A 25,971-nucleotide genomic window follows, 5' to 3' on the forward strand; every position below is an offset into this window, starting at 1 on the left:
CGCGAAGCGGGCGGATGCTCCATGGAATCATGGAGTGTCTAACCGTCACGATGGTTCTCGCCACGGCGTTGACCAGTCCCCTGTGTCATTGCCGCTGTGATGACGAACGAGTTGCCACAGCAGAATGTTGCCAATCCATTTTGACCGCGACGTGCTGCGGTTGCCACTGCCCGACGTCGACGACGGTGGATGTTGAGAGGTCGACACCGTGCGTCCCTTGTTCCTGCTATCACGACAGTTTGCCCGCGTATGCGGAGTTGGTCGTATTGCCAAGGCCGATTGAGCCATCAGCGCAAGTTTTTCATTTGCCGCCCAAGCAGCACGCGGCAGTTGTCCTGTCTCGTCAACCGAAGCAACGCAATGCGTTCCGGTTTGAAACATCCTCGAAGCTGTGTTCGCGACTGTGTCGTTTTCTGATTTGAGCCACCCGCTCGATTGAGAAACGCGTCTCGTCGCCCGGAATTGATTCCGGCATCACAACGTTCACGGTGGAACGGTTCCGCCATCGCTTCAAGGATATTCAAATCATGTTGGTTCTTTCAAGAAAAATCGGACAGTCGATCTGTTTGCCCGGTTCCGATACAACAATCACCATCGCTAAAGCGACTCGCAATCGCGTGAGTTTAGCGATCGACGCCCCTCGCGAGATTGCGGTTTCGCGAGGCGAGCTTTCGTCTCCCGATGATGAAGATACGGTCGTCGAAGAAGACATCGCCACCTTATGGCGTCCAAAGCCCAAGTCGCGTGCGGCACAGGCCGTTTCAACTCGTGCCTGCACACCCGAACCTGCGAACATCTTGGTGGCCATCACCAATGCCGATGAGCGCCGTCGCTATGCCGACGCCTTTCGCTCGGCGGGTTACCGTGCAAGCGAGGCGACCGATGGATTGTCATGTTTGTCGGCACTTCGATCCGATGCGTTCGACATGTTGGTCATTGACCAGCACTTGCTGTGGGGCAGCGGAGACGGGGTCATTGAGGTCATGCACCACGATCCGTCGATGGAGCAAATTCCTGTGGTGCTGCTGAATTTCCCTTCGCCAAACGAATCAACTGAACGTGACCCAAACGGTCAGCGAGAGTTGCGTTGCGACGAGATCGTTTACATCGTGCAACGACGTCTTGCTGGAAGCGTTTGATGACTGACAACACGATCAAGGTTCACCGTCGGTCCTATCCGACCGTGACGCTGTTACTGTTGGCCGTTAACGTGCCGCTGGCCGTTCTCATCGCTCTCCTGCTGGTGACCGACTATCGGCGGGAGATGCGGCGTGCGACGGATGCCCGGAGCATCACGCTTAGTGATGAAGCAAGCGTGATTGGCAACGCGTTGTTGCGTTTAAGTGAACCCGATGATACCGCGGCCATCACAACTTTTCTGGAAAGCACTTGTGCAGAAACCGCTGGACCGAATACGCCGGGACACTGGATCGACGTGCGGTGGAATGGCAAGCGACTGCACACCCATACTGGCCCTGACAGCGAACAGAATACTGCCCCGGAGATCGGTCGGGTACAAGACGCGATCGTCGGTCGATTCTCGTCTGGTGACTTGCGAGTTGCTGTAACCGAACGGGCCGCTGAGATTCGACGCAGTGCGAGAGGGGAAACACTCATGCACCTCAGCGGCATCCTGGGGCTGGCATCACTCGCGGCCATCATCGTTGATGTTGTCTTGGTCCGGCTAATCGCCAACCCCACAAAGCGACTGACCGAAACGGTTGAACAACTCCAGTCAATCCAATTCGAGATGGAACCGCTTTCGTTTCGCAGCCGTGAACTGAACGACCTGAGTTTTCAGATTGCCCAGATGGCGGAATCGCTGCGCCATGCGGAAGCCGACCGAAGCAGCGCAATGAGACGTGCTCGCGACATTCAAAATCACCTACTGCCGCGGCGTATTTGTGTTCCCGGGTTAGCGTTCGCAACCCACTTCCAACCGGCCGAAGAAGTGGCCGGCGATATCTACGGAGTGATGCAAATGCGAGATAAGTCGTGGGTGATCTACATCGCGGATTTGGTCGGCCACGGCATTCCCGCTGCGATCAGCGCGGCGGTTTTGAAGATGGTGATCGACTCGGCCGCCAATGGGACGACCAACCCGGGCCACATCATGAATCGCGTCAATCGGATACTGCCGCGATACCTCTCTGACAGTGAATTTGCGACCGCGGCAATCCTGCGATGGAATCCTGAAAAGGCTGAACTGTCTTGCGCCAGTGCGGGGCATGAACCGATTTTGCTGAGGACGCAGCAACGTTTGGTCACACTCAGCGCGACTGGCATTCCGCTGGGCATCGACCCTTCGGCTTGTTGGACAACGAGCCATCACAACTTGGTTCCCGGCGATCGACTGCTGTTGGCCACCGACGGTGTTGCGGAGACGCATAATTCCAATGAACAGCAGTTCGGTCGATCACGGCTGGCGGAAATGTTTAGCAACAGCTACTCGCGTGACATCGAAGACTTTGCCGCTCATTTGGATTTGGAAATCGAGTCACATCGAGGGATCGCAGCGATCGAGGACGACGTCACGTTCCTGATCGCCGAATGCCGCCGCATCGAGACAAGCCCGCAACATTGTCCAGAGAAGACTCAGTCGTGAAGGAACAACTGCATCAAAAGGTAGAACGAATCGTCCATCGATTTGGTTTCGCAAACGTCCGCGTTTCCAACGGCAAGGCAGGACAAATCACGTTGTCCGGTAATGTTGACGACATCAACGACCGCGCGCTGCTGGTCGCGGTCGCCCGCACGACGCCCGGCGTCCGGGACGTTCATAGCGAGATAACAGTAACCAAGAAACGAGGTTCATCCTAAAGGAGAAAACCATGTTGAAGAAAATGCTGTTCACGACTGATTTTTCAGACGGGTCACGGCGTGCTTTGGCGTTCCCCCAAATCCGCCTCCTTGTCTTGCTTCTCGGTCTATGCTCCCTCGGCATCAGTTCCGTCGCCCGAGCACAGCAGTCATGGATCACCACGAACACTGAGAAAGAGGAAGCCGAGCGGTTATCCGCGAATCAACTTTCCCGTGTTGTTCGCGAGTTGGTCACGGAAGCATCACCGGGAATTGTGACGGTCTATGCTTTGCGCGGTCCACGCATGACACCTGCATGGCGGTTGCGAGAAGCGACCAAGCAATTGCGGAAACACCCCGACTATTCTCGTCAGCACGCCTCGCCTTCGTTCGAGTCGCCCGACGATCAAGGTTCCGGTCTTGTGATGGATACCGAAGGCTATGTGCTGACGTGTAACCATGTTGTCGAAGGTGCCAACGCGGTCTTTGTGCGAACCGCGGATGGTCGCAAAATTCACGCCACGAAGGTTGTCGGCGACCCGGTGACCGATCTAGCCGTGATTCAACTCGGCGACACCGATAAGTTGACACCCGTTCGCTTCGGAGACTCCGATCGTCTTCGTGTCGGAGATTGGGTCGTCTCGTTGGCTTCGCCCTATGATCTCCAGCAATCAGTCAGTGTGGGCATTGTCAGTTCGACAGAACGGTGGCTATCGAGTTCTCCAGTACCGATGATCCAAAATGATGCGTCGACGAACCCGGGCAGCTCGGGCGGGGCTTTGTTGAATCTTCGTGGCGAAGTCGTCGGCATTATGGAAGGTTGCCTGAGTACCACCGGAGAGTTTCAGGGAATCGGACTCGCTACGCCCGTGAACGTCGCGCGAGGAATCGCCAATGAACTGAAGAACCGTGGCTTTGTCCAACGAGGCCATTTCGGCTTTGATACACAGTCGTTGTCCGCTGACATGGCAACGCTGCTCGGATTGCCGGCTGACACTGGCCTTTATGTGAAGCGTGTCTATCCCGGCTCGCCCGCCAGCGACGCCGGGTTGCGCGTGGGCGATATCGTTGTGAGTTTTGATGACAACCACATTGACCATTCATTCGACCCGCAGACATTCACCGCCGATTCCACGCCCGGTAAGCGACACCGTTTTGAGGTCGTTCGTGATGGCGAAACCATTGAAATCAAAGCGGTGATGCAACAGGACCAGCCCTCTATCGACGAACCCAGAATCCCGATCGACGCTGCGGCAGAGGATACATTTGAGCACTTTGACAAAGCATTCGGGCTTGGACTGGCAAACCTCAGTGAAGAACTGATTCAGGAATTGAATCTACTGCCGAATACCCATGGCGTCTTAATCACCTACGTTGCGATGGAAAGCGCTGCTTACCGTGAAGGCTTGGCGGCGGGCATGGGAATTGCCCGCGTGAACGATCATGCCATTACCAACCTCGAAGAATACCGTGATCGCATGTCCAAGCCTCGGCTTCCCAACCGAGCGTTGTTCCTAATTCAAACAGGCACCGACACGCACCTTGTCCTCCTGAACAACGAAAAAGATGAATAAACAAAAGATTGAAATGAGCGTGTTGTTGCCATCGGTGACCGACGCGAACGATCTCTGTGTCGAGCGGCTGACCAATTTGCTTGTCTCGAGAGCGGGGATCGACGAGGCTCACGTGACGCAGGCGACAGGCGATAATCCGCAGAGCATTTGCATCCACTACGATAGCGATGTCGTTTCCACCGGCGACGTCAGGGCACTGGCAAAGCGAACCGGAGCGCAACTGGACCAACGCTACGGACATTGGCTTGGCACGTCGGACGCCATGCACGCCCGTCGAGCATCGGCCATTGAATCGAGGCTCTCAGGAATCGACGGGGTACTCGAAGCAGTCGTTGCGCCGGATGGTGCCGTCCGCGTCGAATACGATCGGCAGCAAACGTCCGAAGAAGCCATCGAAAAAGCGTTCGGGCAGTGGGCGGCAAACTCGAGCGTCGTCGCCGAGGATCATGCGGATCACAAGCACGACGAAGAAGGTCACGAGGACGATCACGACCATGCCGGGCATGGCCACGCGCACGGCGGCATCTTCGGGCCGAAGTCAGAGTTGATCTTTGCGATCCTCTGCGGCACATTCCTGTTGGTCGGTTGGCTAATCGAAACGTTCACCGAATGGAACGAATGGATTTCGCTGGGTTGCTTCCTCGCCGCCTACGTCTTCGGCGGCTATTACACCGTCACCGAAGCGATCGAGAAAATCCGAGCCGGCAAGTTTGAGATCGACTTCCTGATGATTGTGGCTGCCGCCGGTGCTGCGTCGCTGGGAGCGTGGGCCGAGGGTGCGTTGCTGCTGTTCCTGTTCAGCATCGGTCACGCCTTAGAAGGCTACGCGATGGGGCGAGCCAAACGAGCAATCGAAGCCTTGTCCGAACTGGCACCGAAGACAGCACGCATTCGACGCGATGGCAACGAATCTGAAATCCCCGTCGAAGAGCTGGTCGTTGGCGACATCGTCATCATCAAACCTGACGAACGAGTCCCCGCCGACGGTTTTGTAATCGAGGGTGAGTCCAGTATCAATCAAGCACCAATCACGGGTGAAAGCGTGCCGGTCGACAAGCGCCCCGTCGATGACGTTGACGCTGCCGCATCCGATCCCGAGTCGCTTCCACCGGAACATCGTGCATTCGCCGGAACGATCAACCAGTCGGGTTCGCTCGAAATCCAAGTCACCAAACTCGCATCCGAAAACACACTGGCCCGCGTCGTCACGATGGTCAGTGAAGCGGAGACGCGAGTTTCGCCGACACAGAAGTTCACAAAGAAGTTCGAGCGATACTTTGTGCCGTCCGTCATTGCCGGTGTCCTACTGTTGCTGTTCGCACCGCTCGTCATCGACGAAACCTTCAGCGAATCGTTTTACCGAGCCATGGCGGTTCTGGTCGCCGCCAGCCCATGTGCGTTGGCGATCGCAACACCCAGTGCAGTGTTAAGCGGCGTCGCCCGAGCGGCACGCGGCGGAATACTTGTCAAAGGTGGCGGACCGTTGGAAAGCCTCGGCAGTCTCGATGCAATCGCGTTCGACAAAACCGGAACGCTCACTGAGGGCGAACCCAAAGTCACCGAAGTACGCACCGCTGACGGTGTCGATGAGACCGAACTCTTACGAACCGCTATCGCAGTCGAGGACCTCAGCAAACATCCGCTTGCCAAAGCCGTTGTTCGCGACGGAAAGAAACGATTGGGAGACGGGGAGTCTGGGAGTGGCGGAGAGATTCCTGATGCGACTGATTTGCAGAGTATCACCGGTCGCGGCATTCAAGCGACGGTCGAAGGAGACATTGTTCACATTGGCAAAGACGATCTGTTCTCCGAAGTCGACGGGCCACCGCTGCCAGATAGCGTTCGCGAGATAGTCGAATCGCTCGAAGAGAACGGACGCACAACCATGATCGTCCGGCGCGGTGATCGTTACCTCGGCGTGATCGGTTTGATGGACACACCCCGTGAAGCCTCCAAGCGAACAATCTCGCGGCTTCGCGAGCTCGGCATCGAGCGGATGATTATGATTTCGGGCGACAACCAAAAGGTCGCCAATGCGGTCGCGAAGGAAGTGGGTCTCGACGAAGCCCGCGGCGACTTAATGCCCGACGACAAAGTCAACGAAATCAAAAAGCTGCAAAGCGAAGGCGGCGTCGCGATGGTCGGCGACGGAGTCAATGACGCCCCGGCCATGGCATCCGCCTCCGTCGGTATTGCGATGGGAGCCGCCGGTAGCGACGTCGCCCTGGAGACCGCCGACGTCGCATTAATGGCCGACAACCTCGACCACTTACCGCTGGCCATCGGCCTCAGCCGATCCACCAAATCAATCATCCGTCAAAACCTCTGGATGAGTCTCGGCATGGTAGCGTTCCTCGTCCCCGCCACGATCCTCGGCCTCAACATCGGCCCCGCAGTTGCATTGCACGAAGGCAGCACACTCGTCGTTGTCTTCAACGCATTGCGTCTACTCGCGTACAAATCACCAAGATAGTTTCCGTGTCAATAACTCGATGCTAATGGGTCGCTTTCTCACTTTCCAAGCCCACAATCAACTGTTTCGCCTCGGCAATCCCTCGTCGTTAGGCTTCGATGATTTCATTGGCTAGTTGCAGGATGCCAACGATCGCTACCAATCCATTGATGAAAGCTCTTGGCAAGGCGTCTTTATCCTGCCGAAATCCACTATCGTACCGGTGTCATCAGCTGGTCGTAGCTATCGACCACGTCGTACCGGACGTTGTCGCCGGTGATTTTGGCGGACTCGATTTTCTTAAGTTCAAGCGTACTCATAATACCTTTGGTTTCCGCGATGAAGAAGACGTGCTTCACGCTGCTTTGTTCGAACGCGCCTGCCCAGTCGGGGTTGTAGTTGACGACCGGTGACCGATAACGCAGGCGAGAGTTTTGGCGAGCGTGTCCGTCAATTGCGATCACTTCGTTCATTGCCCCAAACAGAACTCGCGTCTTGCATCAACGTCAGTATCTCGTACATCAGCAAAGTGGAAAATCAAAAACTGCATCCTTAGGATTACCCATCGGAGAAATTCATTCACAAATTGGCTGGTGACCTGAAGGCTGATGAGGATGAGCTGTTGCGGTTGGCCGATAAGGTGCCGGCATCGATTCGCAAGCGAATCCGGCAGTGGCCGGAATTGTTTAGGAGGCTAGCGAAGATGGCCAAGAAGACGTCTGATCGGCTGGAGACTACTCTCTAGTCGGATCGATAGGGCGAGGCAAATTTTCGCAGACAACCAACAAGGAGATCGCATCGCAATGGGCGATACCAAGATTCGGTGAAGCCATCGACAGTGCTCGGTTGATGTTTGCTGTCGGGTCACGGGCGATGATCCAGTACGATGGATCCGAACTGGACAAGTCATTTGATTCGGTAGTGAATCATCACGTGGATGATTGATTCCGACGGCAGCTGCGGTCCCATTGACGACAAGGAGACTGCAAGAGAGGCGAAGTAGCATGCAGTTTGTTGAAGCGTGAGTGCCACCGAATGCCTCACTTTGATGACAGTCAGTACCGCGCCACCGACTACGATCTGCCGATGCTCTGTTCAATCCGGCCCGGTCACGCACCACCTGCCACTACATGTAGCGTATCTTGTGCGATTCAATCGCTCTACGCCACGGGTTCAACTCAAAACGAAACGAGTGACAGACTCCGACCCCCAGACAAACATGCCACCCAGATCCGTTGCCAGTCTCAAGATCGAGCTCCGAAAAGCCAATGATCTGTTGCAATCAATTCGCTTCGCATACGAGGGGGGGCCGGCTGCGACGAAGCAAGAACTTATCTTGTTGATCCTATTCGGCAAAATTCTAGTCGACTATCACGGCCATGGTACCGAAGCGTGGATCAGCAAACCAATCGACCGCAAAGATTTTTTCGTTCGAGCCGTCGATAATTACAAACCTTTGTTCCAGTCCAAACTTGGACTTGAAACCGGCGGCCAGATAGTCGTGACGAACTGTATTATCGAACTTGTTTTCAGCTGCTTTGAAGAGAAAGCGAACTACATCTGCAAGGATGGCAGGAACTTTGAGCGAGCCGAAGGACACCAAGTGGGGTATGAGGCCTACAAATCGGCACTACAAACGGAGAGAGCGAGGGAAGTTCTAGAAAAGTTTAGGGCTGGCAAGCTTTCCTCAAAATCTTCTCCTCTATGGTGGCCCACTCATCTTCGCGTTCGGCCATTGCTTGGCACTCGTGAGTGCAGACTGGCACTGATGCATGCGAGGCTATCCAAATGGATCAAGGCAAAATGCGGTGACTCTCCGCTAATCAATTTCTACCTCGACATCGCCTCGACAGCCCCTTCTCCGCTTGGCCTAATCGAAAAACGCTGTCCCAATCTGACACAGTTCCAGCTACAGCTAAACGCACATTACGAGCGGCTATCGAACTGCGGCGACTCAGTGTTCGTCGAGCTCTCCGAGGACGGCGTGCTCCGCGTTGTCGCGAAGCAGCCCGGGACTGCCGATGAGAGAACCTCATCGCCGAAAGATGTTCCAGATCAGAATCTAGCAGGGACGAAAAACGTAGCGAAACGCGATCTACAAACGACTCTTGGCAAGCTCGATGACGAAGAGATCGGAGGCCGATTGGAGGTTGCTGACCTACTCCTTCAATGGCTGAAGGGAGGGAGAAAACCTAAGATGAGTTCCCCGGCCTTCATGGATTGGCTGAAGGGGAAGGGGTATGAGGGTGACTACGACGGTTTCAAAAGAGCCTATGCATGGGACCGAAAAATGAGAAGTGAGCATAGTTTTGCCGCGAAAGGCCCCAATAGGCCACCGCTGACGGAAATGATCAGGTCCCAGGAGAAGTGGATTGCTGCTCTAAAACTTGTGCAAGGAGCTCGCTTGTGATGTTCACAAAGAAATCCCGGTTTTTTGTTGAGCTTTTTCTTCGCGGTGATTTTCTACTCCAGTACGCCGACTTCTGATGAAGTTTTTTGTGAATACGAGGCTTCACAAAAAGAACAACAAATGTCGGTCAAAATTGCTCCCTAACGCCACGGCATGGTGCCGGGCGAAGAGTTCAGACTCAGTTTGGAGCAAGATATGGTTTTTGGTCAGACGACCTCGGATCGCCCTCATCCACCACTGCTGACGAAGCAGGAGACGGCGAAACTATTCTCGACAACAACTCGGACGGTTGATCGGTGGCTTGCTGAGCAGGTGCTGCCTGCCAGCGCCAAAGTCGTCATCGGCGGCAGTGTCCGGTTTCGCAGCGAAGTTCTGTTGGACTTCATCTCGGATGCATCTGCTGAGGCGAAAGGAGGTGAGGCAGAGTGAGCGATATGATCAAACAATCGATGGTTACCCCGGACAAGGCTCACTCCCCCAAGCGAAGCAATCGCTCGGATATGGCGTCGAGCCAACTTGATCTGGCACGCGCGTATGTGTCGGCTGGCGTGTCGGTTATTCCGCTGAAGACAGATGGTACCAAGGCACCAGCACTCGCGTCCTGGAATGAATACCGGAAGCGGTTTGCGGCCGACGACGAGCTGCGACGATGGTTTCGACGGCCAGCAGGCATTGGGCTGGTGTGCGGCGTGCAATCGAACGGCCTGGAAGTCCTGGACTTCGACGAAGACCCAGTCGAGACCATGCTGGAGTGGGCAAAGATACTTCCCGAAGGCCTTCTCGATCGACTGACAATTGTTGCAACTGGTGGCGGCGGGTTCCACGTCCCCTACCGTTGCGAATCCGTCACAGGGAACACGAAAATCGCGATGGCCGCGGAAGGCGGCGTCTTGATTGAGAGTCGCGGAGATGGTGGATACGTCGTCGGTGTCGGTTCCGCAACTCGCGTTCATTCGAGCGGCAAGAGCTATTGGCAAACAGCAGGCGAGCCATTGCCAAGTCTGCCGACCGTCTCAGCAGACGAGCGGAAGCTGATGTGGATGGCGGCGGCCGAGTTGGACGAGCGACCTGACGCAGCTGACGAATTCGTCCGCAAACGTCGGGCACAGCTTAGACCACTGACCAAGCCTGACTCAGACACACCTTGGGGTGCCTTTGACGAAAGTGCCGACTGGCGTGAGATCCTCGAACCAGCGGGATGGACGACAACCAACGGAAAACACTGGACCCGGGCGGGCAAAACGTTCGGTACTTCTGCAGTCTTGGGAACCGCTAATAATGGGAACGAAATCCTGACAGTGTTTTCGACCAACGCTGGCGAGCTCTCGGTCGAGGGCACCGGCCATCGAAATTGGGGAAAGTTCGCGGCCTATGCAGCGCTTCACCACGAAGGCGATCGCAGTGCCGCCGCTAAGGCAGTTCTAGCAATGGGTTTCGGGAGGGCAGCACGATGAAGACTGAAATCAAAGTTGAGCCTCTCCCTCCACACATCGATGGCGAGCTAATTGAACAACGTGCGAAAGCAGAGACCGTTGCTCAGCCGTTCCCTCTTGATCTCCTGCCACGAGTCGTGCAGAAGTACGTCAAAGAAGGAGCTGAAGCCTGTGGTGCCGATCCGAGCGTTATTGCATTGCCGACTCTCGTGACACTGGCTGCATGCATCGGGACGACTCGAAAGATCGCAGCAAAGAGCACCTGGACTGCACCTGCAATTCTTTGGGGTGCGGTAGTAGGGAACTCGGGGACGCTCAAGTCCTGTGGCTATGACTTGTCGAGAGATCTGCTTTCAAAAGATGAAGAAAGATATCAATCAGAGCACGAAGAGGCGATGAAACGCCACAGGCTTGAACACGCGAAATACAAGCGGGCTCAAACCAAATGGAGCCGAGGAAAGACGGACAGCGAGCCGCCATCTGAGCCAGCTAGGCCATCCGCTCATCGCTTCATCGTCGACGACCAGACGCTCGAGAGTCTCGTCCCAGTGATGCAAGAGAATCCTCGAGGACTGTTCCAACTCACTGATGAGCTTCGTGGCTTCTTTGACGGAATGGGGGCATACTCCTCGGGTGGAAGATCAGGCAAGGACGAGTCCCGTTGGCTCTCTGTATTCGATGCTCGTCCATTCAGCGTCGATCGAAAGCAAAACCGCGAAAGGATCTCTGTGCCGATGACGGGAGTTTCCGTATCCGGAACGATTCAACCGAGCATCCTTGCAAACACTTTTTCGCCTAACCGCATTGCGAGCGGCATGCTCGCTAGGCTCTTGCTAGTCATGCCAGAGCCGCGGGCCAAGAAATGGACTGACAAAGAGATGTCGCTGCAGACTCGAAATGCGATGCGGAGGGTCGTTGTCCAGTTGAAAGACCTGGAACACCAAATTGTTGACGGTGCACCTCAGCCAATCGTCCTGAAGATGAGCCGCTTAGCCAAAAAGCGATTCGCCGAATTCGTTGACTCACACGGCGCGGAAACGATTCAGCATGACGAAGCACTTGCCGCTGCGTGGGCGAAATTCGAAGGGTACGCGATGAGATTTGCGTTGGTTGATCACCTTGTTCGTGCCGCCTGCGGTGAAAATGGGTGCCGATCAGACGGACCAGTCCGTCGCAAGAGTATCGAAAACGGAATTGAACTCTCGAGATGGTTCGCCAGTGAAACCGAACGGATCTACGCCACTTTGAACTTCGCGAAACTCGACGACCAACGCGAAGGTCCTGAAAACCGAAACGCCACCCGTCTTGCCGAGTGGATCAAGAGTAATGGTGGGTCAGCTACGATAAGAGACATCAACCGTGGACCTCGACGTTATCGAGGAAGCAACAAAGAGGCTCTGATTCGCGAAGATTGCAACACGCTAGTCCGCGACAACCTAGCCGAATGGGAAAATTCTCGCAGCGTCAGTGAAATCGTTCTCTTGCCAACCGAATGTGATGGCGACGGTACGCAAGACTTGCCGGAGAAAACGAAGCAAGTGTCGCCGAAGTCGCCCGAAGGAAGTAAATCGAGCTCGGCTCAGGAGACACACCAACCACGGCGGAAGAAAAAGAGACGGAAGCCACTTGAGGCCTCAAGCGTCAATCAGTCCGAGGAGACGGCGGACAGTGCGGTAGAGAAAGCCGACGGCAAGCGGCGACACACACAAAAGAAATCGTCGAAAAAACGACCACCCCGTCGCCGGCGACCTCCAACCGAATAGGGAAGACGCACCAATAGGATGACACCGCTGAGAAACCGGAGTACCTGACAACAGCAAAGTTGACTCCAGACACTGAGCCATCACTGGCAGACTAGCGATGCAGCACAACACCTGATGGCACGAGTTGATACAGCGCAACTCACCTCACAAATCTTCACAGCAGGCTGGAGACTCGCTCTCCAGCCTGCTGTCCTCGCGAACATCTATCGACAAAAAGACATTATGGCAACCATTATCCAAAAGCAGAACAAGACCATCGAAATCCGATTCAAGGATGCCAATGGTAAATCCCAGAGCATCTATCCAGGGAAGATTGCAAAGCGGGCCGCCCAATCGATCGGCAGCAAGATCGATCACATCGTCGGTCGACAAATTGTCGGTGCGGAACCTGACCACGAAGTGGCTCAGTGGCTCGCCAAGTTGGCCGAAAACTCTGGCATACTGTATGCCAAGCTGGTGAAGAAGGGACTGGCCCAGCCTCTGCGAGCAGCGGAACCAGCCGCCGAACCGGACTTGGCACCAACCATTCGGAAATGGTGCGATGACTACATCGCAGCGCATCCTGGAGCAGATCGGACCATTGAGTTGTTGACAGTCACCGCCCGTAGCTTGTGCCACAAGTTTGGCGATGACAAACGCATCGACACTTTCAACGCCGGCGATGCAGAGACCTACCGCAAGTGGCTGCAGACCAATGGGAACGAGCACAAGAAGTACAAGGCCGGGTTGGCACTGAACACGGTTCGGCGGACGATTGGACGATGCAAACAATTTTTTGGCTCCGCCGTCAAACACCAGCTGATCTCCCGCAATCCGTTTGATGGAGAAGCATCTGCTGTGACTGGCAATGAGGATCGACTTGTCATGGTACCAGCGGAATGGATTGAAAAATGCATCCGCAAAGCCCCATGTGAGGACTGGCGAATCATGCTGGCGTTTGCCCGTTACGCGGGGATGCGATCGCACGAAACGCGAATCCAAAAATGGGAAGACATCGACCTCGCCAATAACGAAATGCTGGTCCGGTCACACAAGACACCACCAGTTCGACGTTGCCCGATCTTTCCCGAACTGCGGCCCCATTTGCTGCGTGCAAGGGAACACGCCCCTGAGGGTGCTGAGTTGGTCGTCACGCGGTACGACGCGGATGCCAACATCCTCACCACGATGAAGAAGATCGTCATCAAAGCCGGCCTGGTTCCATGGGCCAAGCTGATGCAGAACTTGCGTGCGACCCGCGAAACGGAATTGCTCGCTCACTATCCAGCGAAGGATGTGACCAGCTGGCTCGGCAACTCTCCTGAAGTCGCGAACAAACACTACGCGATGACGATGCAGGCGAGTTTTGACCGAGCGATTGAGGAGGGTGCGAAGATCGTCGGTGTGACGACAGCACCACCCAAAGGTCAAACGACCGCAGCATCGGCAACGGAGCCGGCCAATGACGATCTCACCGACGACTTGGATGTGGTGGATCCAAAAACACCACCAAATCCACCACCGACGGTGCAGGACAAGGGCAGACAATCCACGCCAACGAAAAAAGCCGATGCGAAAAAACCCTTGAATAACTGGGTTTGTCTCGCATCGGCTCTTGGTGACTTAGCCACTCAGCTCCCCCGACAGGACTCGAACTATCGCCTCAAATACGGGGAATTGAGTATGTAAATGAGTTGGCGGTGTCACCGGCGGTGTCATCGGTGCATGGAGAGGCCGAATTGCTGCAGTTGTTCCGTGAACTTGAACCAAGCCAGCAAGCCGAACTTCTGAGCATCGCCAGAACCATGCAAGACTCCGGCACGGACCGTTGAGCCGGATGGTGTGATCATCGGCGGACCAATACGATCAGGGAGTGGGCACCAGGACGATCCGGTCCAGGATCGACGCCGGATGGAGCCCAGTCGACGTCGTTTCAAAGCCAAGCAGAATCGGGTCAAAGAACCGTGGATTTTAAAGACTACCCAATCAAGCAGTCTGATCTGGTTGAGAAGCTGCGTATCAGCCCCGGGACAATCGACAACTGGGTCCAGTCTGGTGAGCTGATCGCCATTGATGTTCGCAGGCACGGCGCCAAGCGGGCATCGTGGCGGTTCAACGAGCAGGACGTGAGAACTTTCCTGTCCAAACGCAGTAACCAGCCTGAGCAAATGGGTAGCCCGCTGAACAAGTTACCCAAAATTATCGAGCAGCACGTCTAGACATCGCTGTGATTCGCTTTCGTTGCGGTTTTGTTTCCAGCTACTTCACCGGCCGCCGCAATCCAGTGAAAGAGCAACGGCAACCAGCCCGGCACGGACGACACACCAACACAGCAGCGGCAAGGCAGCCACGTCACCAGCACACAACAACGCAGGCACCGGGCACAGGGGGAGGGGGCAGGCGACGGGCGGCACCGGTGGCAGGCCAGCGAGCCGAAGCAGGGCCAGTGAATACCGTTTTCCAGTTCGGGCCACCCCGCTCTCGTTTTTTGACCCGGAACCCCCTTCGCTCTGGATCAGGGTACTTGGTTGTCTGCTGGGCTTACAGATTTCGATTCGTCGCAGAGAATGAAAGAAATGCCCTTGTTGGAGCATGTTGTATTTCCGTGCCATGCGATCGCATCCGACCTTGCGGGCTAGGCGACTTCAGCGGCTGGTGAGGATTGGTGCGATGCAGCCGCTGGCAACAATCCAAATCAACGCAACGATGATTCAGGGGGTTGCGGAGCACCGCCGATGGTAGCCAAGTCGTTTCAAATGGATTGAACGGTCTAAGCTGACACTCGCGGGCGATAGAAAACCATGCTTTCAGGAACTTTCAGACTCACTGGCACGCGGTTCTTCTGTCGTGCGTTGCTCGCTTGTGGCGTGCTCATGCTTTCTTCTGATGCTAATTCCGCAGACATCATCGTTAATAGCGACGCTGACTCAGGTGCGGGCTCGCTGAGAGAAGCAATCGGAACCGCTGCGTCAGGAGACAGGATCGTATTTGACATTCCTGGCGGTGGCACTATCACACTTCTGAGCGACCTGCCGACGATCACGGATACCGTAACCTTTGCCAACGACAACATCGCAGCAGTCACTATCGATCGGAATGGGTTTGGTCCAATCAGTTTCACTGGTGGGACAATCGATTTAGGAGAGCTAAATCTGACTGGAGTTGGCCCTGATATCACGTTTGCACCGGCTACCAATCTGATCGGAGATACAGATCAAGTCACAGCCAATATCACAACATCTGGCGTCATTGCACCAGGAGCGGATGCCGATGCCGGAACCGTTGGAACTCTGTTCATCACCGGTGATCTCGATGCTGCTAACTCAACGATCCAAGTCGATATCCTGGGTGATGTGCCGAGCAACGATTTGATTGACGTGACTGGGAATGTGATCGTCACCGATTCGACTTTGGTTCCAACTTTCGCCGGTTCAAATTACTCGGTAGGGGACACGTTCACCGTGATCGATGCGACTGGGACCGTCACACCAGCCTTTGCCAATGCTGCTGAAGTCTTTGAACTTTCTTCGAATCCATTCTTGGAAGCTACGATCAATACGCTGCCGTCCAGTGTTGAATTGGAAGTTCGCGACAATGGCGTCAACTTCGCAAGTGTGTTGGAAGGGTGCAATCAGCTTGCCGCAGCAGCAGAACTTGACCGCCTTCGCCTAGGGGCACCACCCGCAACTGCCGGACAGCTAGCCGCAATTACTGATCTTCGGAACGGATCGGCAACGGGGGTAAGCAACGCAGTCAACCAACTTTCAGGGACCATCTATACCTCGCTCGTGGATGGTCAAATACAGCAAGTGCAGGACAATATCCACGGGTTCCGCGATCGAATCATTCTTCACAGTGATCTGGCGAACGAAGTGGGGCGTTGGTCGCCGTGGGTGCGAGCGTACGGAAGCAGCATGAGCGTCGATGCTGACGAATGCTTGACTTTTGGTTATCGCCAGGAATCGGCTGGAGTCGATCTAGGAACGGGCCGTATGTGGGCCTCGGGCATCGGTGTTCACGGCTTCGCGAGATTGGGGTCAACGGACACTCAACTTCGTGGCGTCAATCAAGACGCTGACACTGACTCGTACCGCTTCGGCGGTTCTGTCCAATACCTAGGCGAGGTAATTTACCTGGTGGGGGCTGGCGGGTTCGGCTTCCAGGACTACTCAACGGATCGATCCCTAAGTGAGTTCGGATTAGGAGAATCAGCGAGCAGTCAGTTCGATGGGACGGACCAGTTCGCCTATGTCGAGGCTGGTACCGCGTTGACCGGCGGGGATTCTGCGTTGCTCTCATTCCTGTCGCTGCAAGGCATCCGCGTTGAAACAGATGCAGCAAGCGAGACTGGAGCTTCCGAATTCGGACTGTCCGTCAACGGCATGGATGAAGACTCGATTCGCAGCATGGTTGGGCTGTCTTTCTCTAAGTCGAACATGACCGGGCTTGGAATGGCGACCACACAGATTCGCGGTGGATGGCTTCATGAGTTTGGTGACACGAGGCGGCTCACTGCGAATCGCCTTAGCTCGGCGGCTACACCAAGTGACTTTGCTGTTCAAAGTGCCGACACCGGACGAGACTGGCTGTCGCTTGGTGGGCAAGTTGACTGGGCAATTCTGTTTGGAGGTCAACTGACGCTGGCCTACCAAGGCAATCTCAACGATCGCTCAGCGTTCCAGAGTGGCTTAGTCGGTGCTCGCTGGCTTTGGTAGCCAAAGTTAAAGTCATCATCTGCGGCTTCCTTTGGATCGGCTGTTCAAAATGCAAGTAGACAGCCGCAAGAAACTTTACAGACAATCGAAAGCGGCGTGTGAAAAGCGTGACGGAATACGAATGGGCCGAATCGCCCCACGAAGCGAATGATTTGCTTGGTGGGGCTCTCTCATGCGTCCTTGTAGTTGCTGTGCAAGCTTTCGCATAAACGAACTCATGGAGACAGCCAGGCAGGTGTATGTGTCGCGTGATCTGAATGGCTGCTGCATTCGTTTCCAGCCATTGCTGGGGAACACAAGACCGCAACCGACCTGCTATAATCGACTTCGCAAGCAGTTCCCAAGCTCTCGCGCGGCCCAGCCCAGGATTCAATTCACTGGGCTGGGCCATCTCCTTTTTTGAACAGGGTGTTTTGTATGTCTAACCGAGCAGCCAACGCTACTCAACGGCTTCCTTTCGGTGAAGCTGAAATCACCGTGCGAATCGATGAGGGCGATAATGTTTGGTTCGTCGCGAAGGACATTTGCAAAGCACTGAAGTACGCAAACCAAAGAAGTGCGTTATCAAGACATGTTGATCCAGCAAATGTGTCCCATGGTGACGTTCCTACTGCTGGTGGCATTCAGAAGGTTGCGTTGCTGAACCAGGCTGGCGTGAACTCGCTGATACTTGGGTCCAAGAAACAGGAGGCCAACGATCTCAAGCAGTGGATTGAGTCGACTGATTTTCACATGGCCATAACCTTGGACCAGGATGAAGCCCCTTCCCAAAGCCGTGCTAGTGAATTGTTGCTGGCAAGCGATCCCGAGAGCCGCCTTGGTTCTCGCTTGCAACCGAACGACAGCCACCCCGACTCAGCCGAAGGATCTGTCCAGTCAATTGAAGTGGCACCAAGCGGTTCGAGAATGAGCATGCCGTTTGAAGGAATGGGCATCACGGTTTTCTTGGATAACAACGACGAAGTCTGGTTCTCTGCCAGTGAGGTTTGCAGGGTATTGGGTTACGTGAAAACTTGGAATGCCGTGGCTCAACACGTCGAACCAGAAGACACGATAAAACGCAGTGTCCCTACCAAGGGGGGTGTGCAGTCGCTTTCGTTTGTCAATGAAGCAGGCATTTACGCATTGATCTTCGGTTCGCAGTTGCCAGAAGCAAAAAGGCTGAAGAAGTGGGTGTTCTCAGAAGTCCTGCCATCAATCCGAAAGACGGGCTCATACGGCCAGCCAAGGATTGACTGGGACGATCCGAACTTTGTGAGTGAGTTGCTTGCTCAGTCAACAGCAAGGGTCGCAGAGCTAAAGAAGCTGGCCGAGTAACTTGCGGCACTCATTCGACGCTGGTGCGCTATTTTCCTGCTGCCGCACCAATCGCCAACACCGCTCAGCAAGATAGTTTCCCCCCAGTATGTCAAACAGAAAGAAGATCCCAGCCGAAGTGCAAAAGCAGGTTCTGCTGAATAGTCGCAGGCGGTGTTGCCTCTGCTTTTGGCTCGACGGTGTTGACGAGGTTGTGAAGGGACAGATTGCCCACCTTGATCAAAATGCATCAAACAACGACATGGAAAACTTGGGCTTCCTTTGCTTCAAGCATCATGATGAATACGACAGTAAGCCGAACGTTTCAAAGGGCTTGCAGCAGTTAGAAGTGGCTCAGTGGCGAGATGAGCTTTACAAGGAAATGGAGTACCGGTTCCGAAGTGTACGTGCCAGGAAGACTGAATTGACGATTACTAAGTTTGAACCGGTCGACCATCTCAAAACCTTTCGGCTGAATTTTCGACTGAAGAACGTCGGGGAAGCGACGATTGCAAATGTCACGCTTTCGATCCGTCTACCAGACGACGTAACCGCCGCGTCGCCTCGAAAACTGACGAAACGCCGCACGATGAGTCATCCATTGGGCGGAACAATGGATATGGGGATCGACATGAGCAGTTTCGAGATGCCAGAGTTACTTGGCTTCAGCGAGTGCACAGAAGATTTCTTCGTGACCGGCGGACGAGTTGCGAACTACAGCATGCACCCTGTGAATAGCGTCATCCTGCCAGGTCACAGCCTTGAAATTGCTGGGCTTGGATTACGCTGCGAAGATTACCCTGACGACACAGAACTGCGGCTTGACTACCGCGTCGACGCAGATGACATGGACCCACAGCACGGAACTGTTTCTAAGCGAGTTCCGAAAGGCTTGGACTGGATACTTCAGAATCCAACTGCATTCGACTTCCCAAAAGACGTCACCCGCGAACAACTGGAAGCCTTAGTCAGCGAGCAGCATTCCGACTGAAGGCAGTCGCACCGTAGTGCTCGCGTCTCGTTTGAATCCGCCTGGCCGCCCGTATGTTCCTTGTGATTTCATCGGCACCCGATCTGCGTTTTTTGACCCATCACCCGGCCTTCGTGTATTCCAGGTACTTGGTTGTCTGACGCTCGCACATGGGGCCAATCAACCTGCTGATCGACGGGCACAACCGCTACGAGATCTGCACACGGCTCGGCATCGAATACAGCGTGTCCGAGCTGCAGTTTGATTGCCGGGACGACGCGGAAAACTGGATCGATGTGAACCAAGCGGGCAAGCGGAACCTGGGGCCAATCAGCTTCAGGATTGTCTCGGGGAGGATCTACAATCGGCGGAAGAAGAAGCATGGAGGTGAGCGAAGATCAAAAGATCAAATTGATCCTTTGAAGACTGAGGCAAGCACTGCTGCTGAAGTCGCCTCTGAACTCGGCGTTGGCGAGGCAACCATCAAGCGCAACGGCCAACGAGCCGCATTGCACGACGACATGGTGGCAATCGGCGACAAGGAAGCTGCAGACGCAGTGAAGACGATGCCACAGGCTGATGTGTCGCGTCTGGTGAAGGACGATCCCAAGCTGAAGGGGGAGCAGTCTGACGAGGACAAAGCAGAGGCTGAGCGTCAACGTCGCTTGAAGATCGCTGCAGAGGCAAAGGCTGCCAAAGCTGTTCACGTTTCCCAGAACACTGGTATGCCAGAGTGGTACACGCCGACTGAGTTTATTGAGGCTTGCCCTGATTCCGTCGGGCTCCTTCATGCTCTACTGCGAAAACAAAGTGTCTTTTATGCCGCAGCGGCATAACCTGCCTTGACGCTTCACTGGCCACTGCTACCATGCTCCTATGTCACAGCGGCATAGAAACAAATCAGCCAGTTCAGCGAGGATTACGAATGAACACTCACGTACTCTGCGACGCGATCGAATTTGACGGGCGATCAATCAATCACACTGCATCACTCAGCGATGTTGGCCAGAGCACTTTGCATCGATTCTGCGACGGAACTCGTGGGATGCAAATCACTGCCTTTGCTAGCGTGTGCGATACGCTCGGCCTTGAGCTCGTTCGAAGGTTCAGCGAGGAAGGCCTGGAAGAGCATCTGACTGAGGTTTGCTCTGAGGGCCTGAATGATCTGCGCACAGAGCAATACGAACCGGCCAAGAGCGAAGCCTGGGATGCCTACGTCAGCGAGGAATGGGCCAGCGAAGAAGACGAGCAGTGGAAGGCGTACTCAACCACCGAGTGGAACTCCCTCAAAGACGAATGGATGGCATCGGTTGCTGAGTCAAACGAATACGATCTGGAGGATGAAGACGACTACCAACAATGCGAGAGTGAAGCCCTCTCCGATTGGGAAGATGAACATCGCAGCGAATGGGCCGATGAGGCTTTCCAAGAGTGGGAAGCTGAGAAGCATCCAATCTGGTCCGCACAGTACGACGACGAGCACTACTCCGACTGGGAGTCAGCCGAACTTGAATCGCTCAGGAACGACGAACTGGAGCGAATGAGAGGGTGCGACTGGATTGTGCTTCCAAGCGGACATTGACTTTCTTCAGCTCGTCACACGGCCAATAGTTTTTTTGTTAACGCTGCTGGGGTTGCAGTTGCGAATGCTGGCCTTCTTGCCACCAGCAACAGCCTTCTTCTGCTCCTCTTTGTCAGGAACACTCTTGGCAAGCTGGGAGGCGGCATTCAGCGAGATCTCGCCATTATCAACAGCGTCAGCCACTTCCTCTGCTGCGTTCTTGCGGACACTGATTGCTGCTTTCACGCTGCCAGTTGATACACCAAGCGACTTTGCAGCATCACTCTGTTTGACGGGCTCAGGATTTAATGGACAAATTTGTCTATTTTCCCCGCTGGTAGGGGGTCTGCCCTTTGTTCGCCCCTCAGTAGCCTTGGCAGCCATCATCGCCCGCTGACTCTTGGTCATGTCACGGTGCTTGCTCCGGTGCAAACCGGAGTCGGTGTTCGTGGCTGAGTAAACCGCGAATTTGCGGGACAGGCCCCAGGTTAATCCCAGGGGCAAAATTGCCCCTGAGTTTGAGAGTTCGCAAATTTGCGAGAATAACGATCATCGGGCGACTGTGAGTAAACCGCAAATTTGCGGATCTTCCCCGAACGGGTGGCAGGTTAATCTCAGCGGCAAATTTGCCGGTGAGTCTCCAGAGTTCGCAAATTTGCGAGAAATGTTTCAGTGAAAGGGATAGGGGGCATGATCGGCCCAAGGATTATGCAGCCATTTCCGATGCCCATCAGAGGCGACGAATCACAGTTGATATAATCCGGCAAACTTGAACTGGATCCCCCTTCTCTTTCAGAAATTTTGCAATGAGATTTGCCCAGTGTGGTTTGCTGTTGATCGCGATTCTCGCCGTCTCTTCGACAGATGCTTTCGGAAGCGAGCCATCTGAGATATTCCGTGGGGCAGTTGGTGCCGTTGTTCAGCTGAGTGTTGAAGCCGATGACGGTGAGCCGATCGCAAGTGGCAGTGGATTTGTTGTCAGCTTGTCCACACCCTCGCCTCTTCAAAAGCGTCTTTCAAGAGACAATGCGTTCTGGAAGTCGCAGTCAGTCGAGTTTGGCTTTCCGCATAGGCAGGAACTGACAGTTGTCACAAACTTTCATGTGATACGGGGTGGTTGCTCAATTGAAGTTGCCACCAACGCTGGAACCACTGGATATGCCGCAAGGGTACTAGCGGAAGACAGGTTGGCTGACATTGCTGTTCTCGGCGTGAAGTTTGAAAAAGAGGTTGAGCAGAGTTTGGAGCTTGCCGCGATACAACCGCACATTGGCGAAGATGTTTTCTGCATTGGATCGCCGCTTGGGCTCGACTTCACATTCAGTAGTGGAATGGTGAGCGGACTAAGGAGCCTCGACGGTAGCCATGTGCAAATCCAAGTTTCGAATCCGATCAGCCCAGGCTCAAGTGGTGGCCCTTTATTGAATCAAGCTGGCCAGGTAGTTGGCGTGATCACGTCGTCTCTAGTCAAAGGCCAAAATCTAAATTTCGCTGTGCTCGCATCTGACGTGGAACGGTTGTTTCGCGAAGACAATTCACGGAGACACCTGAGCACTGGTTGCAGCTTTGATGGCCAAACCGATAGCGATTACAAGGAGTTATTGAGAAGGGCATTCGCCATCAAGGACACTTCGCCAGAAGCGTTCAGAGCAGCTTTGAAAGTCAAGGATTCTCTCACAGCGATTGATGAACAACGCTTCGCCGATGCCATCAATGGACTTGATGCCATCTCAAATCAGATACCTGAAGAGTCTGAGCATCTGATCTGCTACTACAAGGCTCATGCCTGCTTTGCGGCGTGCCAACGAGCCTTTCTTGATAGCTCCCTTTCGTACGAAGCCCGCGCCAATACCATCAAAGCGTCACCTCGCTACGCGAAGGGAGTTGCACTCCTACTTCAATCGATCGAACAAAAACCAAGATTCTTTCCAGCTTACGATGAACTACTTAGTTTCTATGATCTGGTAGATGATGGTGAATCCGCGTTGCCAGTTGCTGATCGCTTTATCGAGCTAATGCCAGACTCCCACGTCGCGTACCGTTGGCGATCCAAGTCGCACAACCATCTCGACGACTTTTCCAGTGCATTGGATGACATTAACGAGGCAATTTCATTGCACCCTAGAGCTTTTGAAAACCATTTCGAGCGTGGGAGAATATTGAGTGCAAAGGCTGAATTTAATGCCTCTGCCGACGCTTATCTGGCGGCCTCTAAACTGGGAGACAACAACGAATCGATTGGAGTCTATTGCGCTGCGTTGTCACTTAAGCAAGGTGGCCGATACGAGAAAGCAATTGAACTCTTTCGTCGGCTTGACTCTAGCGTGTTCCCTGCGGAGCACATGATCAGCGAGTGCAGCCGATTGCTTGTCCCTTCACGATAGCTCGCCCCGCTGCAGCTCAATCGCAGCCGCCCTGGCCTTGTTCCAAGCGTCCACATCATCCCGCCAGTCACTTGCCCGTTTGTACTTGGCTCGATCGTACTGGGGCCGTCCACGTCCGTTGAGCAAGTCTCGGAAGTCATCTGAACGAAGCACGTCACCGATTGCTTCGTCGACAGCACGCTGCCCCTGGTTCTTGCTCAGCCAGTCGAGATAGACGCTACTGAACTCCTCGGCCTGTTCACGATCAGATAAATACGACTCCACACGACGCTCATACTTGGCCATGCTGAGATCGTAGGATTCCCACAGCGAAGGATTGACCTCGCGACTCATTGCGGGGCGTGGTGGCGGTTCTGGTTGCCCGTGGCCCGTCTTCCATGTTCGGCCCTTCTTGTACGGCGACAGCGTCTCACCCTGCTTTGCAAAGTGCTCAGCCAACACGTCACCATCGATCACATCGGAATGATAGAACTCGCTGGCGATCCGTGTCATCTCGCTGCTGAGTGACTCGATGCGTTCATGATCCGGTTCGCTTCGTCGCTGCTCGTCGGAAACATCATCGGCCAGTGACTCGATGCGTTCACTGACAGCCTTTGCGAGTTGAAGCCCACGACGTTTTTCGATCAGTGCCTCACGATTAGACTGGCTGAGTCGATTGTCTTGCTCAAGAACTTGCGTTGTTGCATCGTAGGCATCGCCCAGGTCCATCACAGCGTTGACGCTCCTGCTGCGGTGCCCAGTTGCTTCCCAAGTTGTCAGGCCCGCGATTGGTGGCAGATCCTGAATCTCCCAGCCGTCTTTGTTTGCCTTGTCAAAAAACTTCACTGTGTCATCGACAATGGCAGTGGTGAGTCCTCGAACCGCGTACTGGACTTTCATCGGACTAACGTTCAATCCGGCGCCGATGTCACGATACAGATCCGGCGTGTACCAGTTGAACTGCAACGATGGGTTGTCAGCGTAGTTTTTCTCCAGGTAACGCGGCACGATCTCGCGGTCACGATAGAACGACCAGTTGTTCCACAATTCGTAGTTCACCTTGGCATGCGGCGGAATGACTTCATCGAACCCAGGCAACTCGGCAGCACGTTTCAGCAACTCCTTGGCTCGTTCCGTCCCGTCAACTCGACTACCAAGCAGATGGTCCTCAGTGGCGTTGTAAGAGAACGACATGATAGAGCCCGCTGGCCCGTAGTCGAAAGGCAGACGGACAACACCAAGGACAGCCATGTTGCTCAGCCTCTCTGTCTCCTCTCGCTCTCGCATGTTTCGCAGGATCGCTTGCAGTTCCTCTTCGTCATCACCGAACAGTGAGTGGATCAACAGGTAGTTGGTTGCAGCGGCCACTGATCCCAACGCACTGAGATACCCGGCACGAGTGGCGTTCAGTTTCAGACGCTGCGATGGACTGGCTTCCGTGATTGCCTCGCCCATTTGGTAAATCACCTGCAGCGATGGATTCAGAAACCCAGCGGCACGGATCACATCAGCGGCGGCTTTGTCTGCTTGTCGTTGCCCGAAGTTACCACTGATCTTGTCGTACAGGGCATGAGCATCGGCTTGCGACTTGCCACGTTTCCTCGCTCGAATGTAGGCACCCTCACGGGCCAGTGATTCGGTTTGTTCTGCGAGCCATCGAGTCCCAGTGACGAAGTTGAACAGATCGACTGGCTTCATGACCGTGGACATCGCGACACCGGGCAACGCTGAAACCTTGTCGGCGACGGACAGCGAACCGAATCCAGGAACCACCAAGCCTTCAAGCAACACGTCACAAGCGTACTGCACCCGCGTCTTGTGCTTGTCTCGCGTCGTGGCATCGAGTGACTTCACCATGAGCTCGGCGCCGTCACGTGCTTCCATGGAGTATTCATTGCCGATCAGTCGTCCAACCATCGCACTGGCGGTGTAGAAGCCGGGGATCATGCCCAAGCCGTCTTTGGACAAGAACGCTGCAGTTGGCGGATCACGCACGAGGTTGCGAACGAGGAACTTGAACGAATTGGTGTACGCTCGCTTCCACGGCTCAGTCATGCCCGTAGCCATTCGAGAAAAGAACCGAACAGCTCCCTTGGCTCCTGACGTCGACGTGAACAAGCTGAACATCACTGGATCAGAAACCATGTAGTAGCGACGTTTGCCGCCCTCCCACATCGTCACGACGTTCTGAACATTGGGAGCCTTCTTCCTGAAGAGTGGTTTGCCGGGCATGGCGATATGGATCGAGTCGGGATCAGCGATTGTGCCACCGAGTGACTGGAGCCGCTGCCGAACCTGCTCGTTTGTCAGGCCCTTGGCACTCTGCCCCATCACTTCCAACTGCATTCGGTTGAGTGCATCAGAAACGATCTCATGCTGCTCCGCCTCGCTGACTTGTGCCGATGGCAGCGTGTCCATCTTGAGAGGCACCATCATCCGCTCGATGTCCTTGCGGGTGGCGTAGTCGATTCGCTTGTCGGTGCTGACCTTCTGGGTGTAATCGACAACTGACTTCAACAAGGCGTTATCGTGGTATCCGTCGATTGCCTTGCTCACTCGGGCATAAACGGAGGTGTCCAGATCCTGATACTCCCGCATCGATCCACGAGCAGTGTGGATGCCAAAACGCGGCTCAGTCCCGCTACTGCCGCCGATG

Annotated in this window: 21 protein-coding genes; 18 read left to right on the forward strand and 3 right to left on the reverse strand. The window is 54.8% G+C overall.

Annotated features, from left to right (window positions below; translation table 11 throughout):
- Window positions 1-527: 527 nt before the first annotated feature.
- The 5 genes from B2R17_RS04320 to B2R17_RS04340 are packed head-to-tail and all read left to right on the forward strand — an operon-like array spanning window position 528 to window position 6,846.
- Window positions 528-1,139 (forward strand): carbon storage regulator, encoded by a 612-nt coding sequence (locus B2R17_RS04320; RefSeq protein WP_286763001.1) that lies wholly within the window; start codon window positions 528-530, stop codon window positions 1,137-1,139.
- Window positions 1,139-2,605 carry a PP2C family protein-serine/threonine phosphatase gene (locus B2R17_RS04325; protein WP_286763002.1) on the forward strand — a complete coding sequence of 489 codons (1,467 nt, stop codon included), beginning with the start codon at window positions 1,139-1,141 and terminating at the stop codon, window positions 2,603-2,605. Before B2R17_RS04320 ends, B2R17_RS04325 begins: the two co-directional genes overlap by 1 nt.
- Window positions 2,551-2,820: a BON domain-containing protein gene (locus B2R17_RS04330; RefSeq protein ID WP_286763003.1), complete on the forward strand. Its 270-nt coding sequence runs from the start codon at window positions 2,551-2,553 to the stop codon at window positions 2,818-2,820. Before B2R17_RS04325 ends, B2R17_RS04330 begins: the two co-directional genes overlap by 55 nt.
- Before the next feature lie 11 nt (window positions 2,821-2,831).
- Entirely contained in the window at window positions 2,832-4,373 is a 1,542-nt protein-coding gene (locus tag B2R17_RS04335; RefSeq protein ID WP_286763004.1) for a trypsin-like peptidase domain-containing protein, read from the forward strand.
- Window positions 4,366-6,846 (forward strand): heavy metal translocating P-type ATPase, encoded by a 2,481-nt coding sequence (locus B2R17_RS04340; protein ID WP_286763005.1) that lies wholly within the window; start codon window positions 4,366-4,368, stop codon window positions 6,844-6,846. The genes B2R17_RS04335 and B2R17_RS04340 overlap by 8 nt, the downstream gene beginning before the upstream one ends.
- 191 nt (window positions 6,847-7,037) lie before the next feature.
- Here the strand turns inward: B2R17_RS04340 and B2R17_RS04345 are convergent, their stop codons facing one another.
- A complete protein-coding gene (locus B2R17_RS04345; protein ID WP_007326000.1) occupies window positions 7,038-7,298 on the reverse strand; it encodes a hypothetical protein in 261 nt (86 codons plus the stop codon).
- Between B2R17_RS04345 and B2R17_RS04350 the strand changes: the two genes are divergently transcribed.
- The 12 genes from B2R17_RS04350 (at window position 7,235) to B2R17_RS04400 (ending at window position 20,973) form a co-directional block, all read left to right on the forward strand.
- Window positions 7,235-7,381, forward strand: a complete 147-nt coding sequence (locus B2R17_RS04350; protein WP_234952469.1) for a helix-turn-helix domain-containing protein — start codon at window positions 7,235-7,237, stop codon at window positions 7,379-7,381. The two genes, B2R17_RS04345 and B2R17_RS04350, sit on opposite strands and share 64 nt — an antisense overlap.
- A 636-nt stretch (window positions 7,382-8,017) precedes the next feature.
- Window positions 8,018-9,235, forward strand: a complete 1,218-nt coding sequence (locus tag B2R17_RS04355) for a hypothetical protein (RefSeq protein WP_236624225.1) — start codon at window positions 8,018-8,020, stop codon at window positions 9,233-9,235.
- Between the two features lie 195 nt (window positions 9,236-9,430).
- Window positions 9,431-9,664 (forward strand): helix-turn-helix domain-containing protein, encoded by a 234-nt coding sequence (locus B2R17_RS28160; protein WP_007334437.1) that lies wholly within the window; start codon window positions 9,431-9,433, stop codon window positions 9,662-9,664.
- Between the two features lie 5 nt (window positions 9,665-9,669).
- Window positions 9,670-10,689, forward strand: a complete 1,020-nt coding sequence (locus B2R17_RS04360; RefSeq protein WP_007326004.1) for a bifunctional DNA primase/polymerase — start codon at window positions 9,670-9,672, stop codon at window positions 10,687-10,689.
- Entirely contained in the window at window positions 10,686-12,431 is a 1,746-nt protein-coding gene (locus tag B2R17_RS04365; RefSeq protein WP_007326005.1) for a DUF3987 domain-containing protein, read from the forward strand. The genes B2R17_RS04360 and B2R17_RS04365 overlap by 4 nt, the downstream gene beginning before the upstream one ends.
- 222 nt (window positions 12,432-12,653) lie before the next feature.
- Window positions 12,654-14,099 (forward strand): tyrosine-type recombinase/integrase, encoded by a 1,446-nt coding sequence (locus B2R17_RS04370; protein ID WP_286763006.1) that lies wholly within the window; start codon window positions 12,654-12,656, stop codon window positions 14,097-14,099.
- Window positions 14,100-14,374: 275 nt separating this feature from the next.
- Window positions 14,375-14,629, forward strand: a complete 255-nt coding sequence (locus B2R17_RS04375; RefSeq protein WP_286763007.1) for a helix-turn-helix domain-containing protein — start codon at window positions 14,375-14,377, stop codon at window positions 14,627-14,629.
- Window positions 14,630-15,283: 654 nt separating this feature from the next.
- On the forward strand, window positions 15,284-17,125 hold the full coding sequence (locus B2R17_RS04380) for an autotransporter outer membrane beta-barrel domain-containing protein (protein WP_286763008.1): 1,842 nt from the start codon (window positions 15,284-15,286) through the stop codon (window positions 17,123-17,125).
- Window positions 17,126-17,542: 417 nt separating this feature from the next.
- The gene (locus B2R17_RS04385; RefSeq protein WP_286763009.1) at window positions 17,543-18,442 is read left to right on the forward strand and encodes a BRO-N domain-containing protein; all 900 of its coding nucleotides are present in this window, start codon (window positions 17,543-17,545) and stop codon (window positions 18,440-18,442) included.
- 193 nt (window positions 18,443-18,635) lie between these two features.
- Window positions 18,636-19,412 (forward strand): hypothetical protein, encoded by a 777-nt coding sequence (locus B2R17_RS04390; RefSeq protein ID WP_286763010.1) that lies wholly within the window; start codon window positions 18,636-18,638, stop codon window positions 19,410-19,412.
- 149 nt (window positions 19,413-19,561) lie between these two features.
- Complete coding sequence (locus tag B2R17_RS04395) at window positions 19,562-20,227, forward strand: hypothetical protein (protein ID WP_286763011.1); 666 nt, start codon at window positions 19,562-19,564, stop codon at window positions 20,225-20,227.
- Window positions 20,228-20,316: 89 nt separating this feature from the next.
- Complete coding sequence (locus tag B2R17_RS04400) at window positions 20,317-20,973, forward strand: hypothetical protein (RefSeq protein WP_286763012.1); 657 nt, start codon at window positions 20,317-20,319, stop codon at window positions 20,971-20,973.
- A gap of 6 nt (window positions 20,974-20,979) precedes the next feature.
- Here B2R17_RS04400 and B2R17_RS04405 read toward each other — a convergent pair whose 3' ends face one another.
- Window positions 20,980-21,360 (reverse strand): hypothetical protein, encoded by a 381-nt coding sequence (locus B2R17_RS04405; protein ID WP_286763013.1) that lies wholly within the window; start codon window positions 21,358-21,360, stop codon window positions 20,980-20,982.
- A gap of 398 nt (window positions 21,361-21,758) precedes the next feature.
- Between B2R17_RS04405 and B2R17_RS04410 the strand changes: the two genes are divergently transcribed.
- The gene (locus B2R17_RS04410) at window positions 21,759-23,336 is read left to right on the forward strand and encodes a trypsin-like peptidase domain-containing protein (RefSeq protein WP_286763014.1); all 1,578 of its coding nucleotides are present in this window, start codon (window positions 21,759-21,761) and stop codon (window positions 23,334-23,336) included.
- On the opposite strand, the gene B2R17_RS04415 is transcribed toward B2R17_RS04410, so the two are convergent.
- Window positions 23,328-25,971, reverse strand: a 2,644-nt coding sequence (locus B2R17_RS04415) for an LPD38 domain-containing protein (protein WP_286763015.1), incomplete at its 5' end; no start/stop codon positions are given. The genes B2R17_RS04410 and B2R17_RS04415 overlap by 9 nt on opposite strands.

Source organism: Rhodopirellula sp. UBA1907 (assembly GCF_002337565.1).
Taxonomy (GTDB): domain Bacteria; phylum Planctomycetota; class Planctomycetia; order Pirellulales; family Pirellulaceae; genus Rhodopirellula; species Rhodopirellula europaea.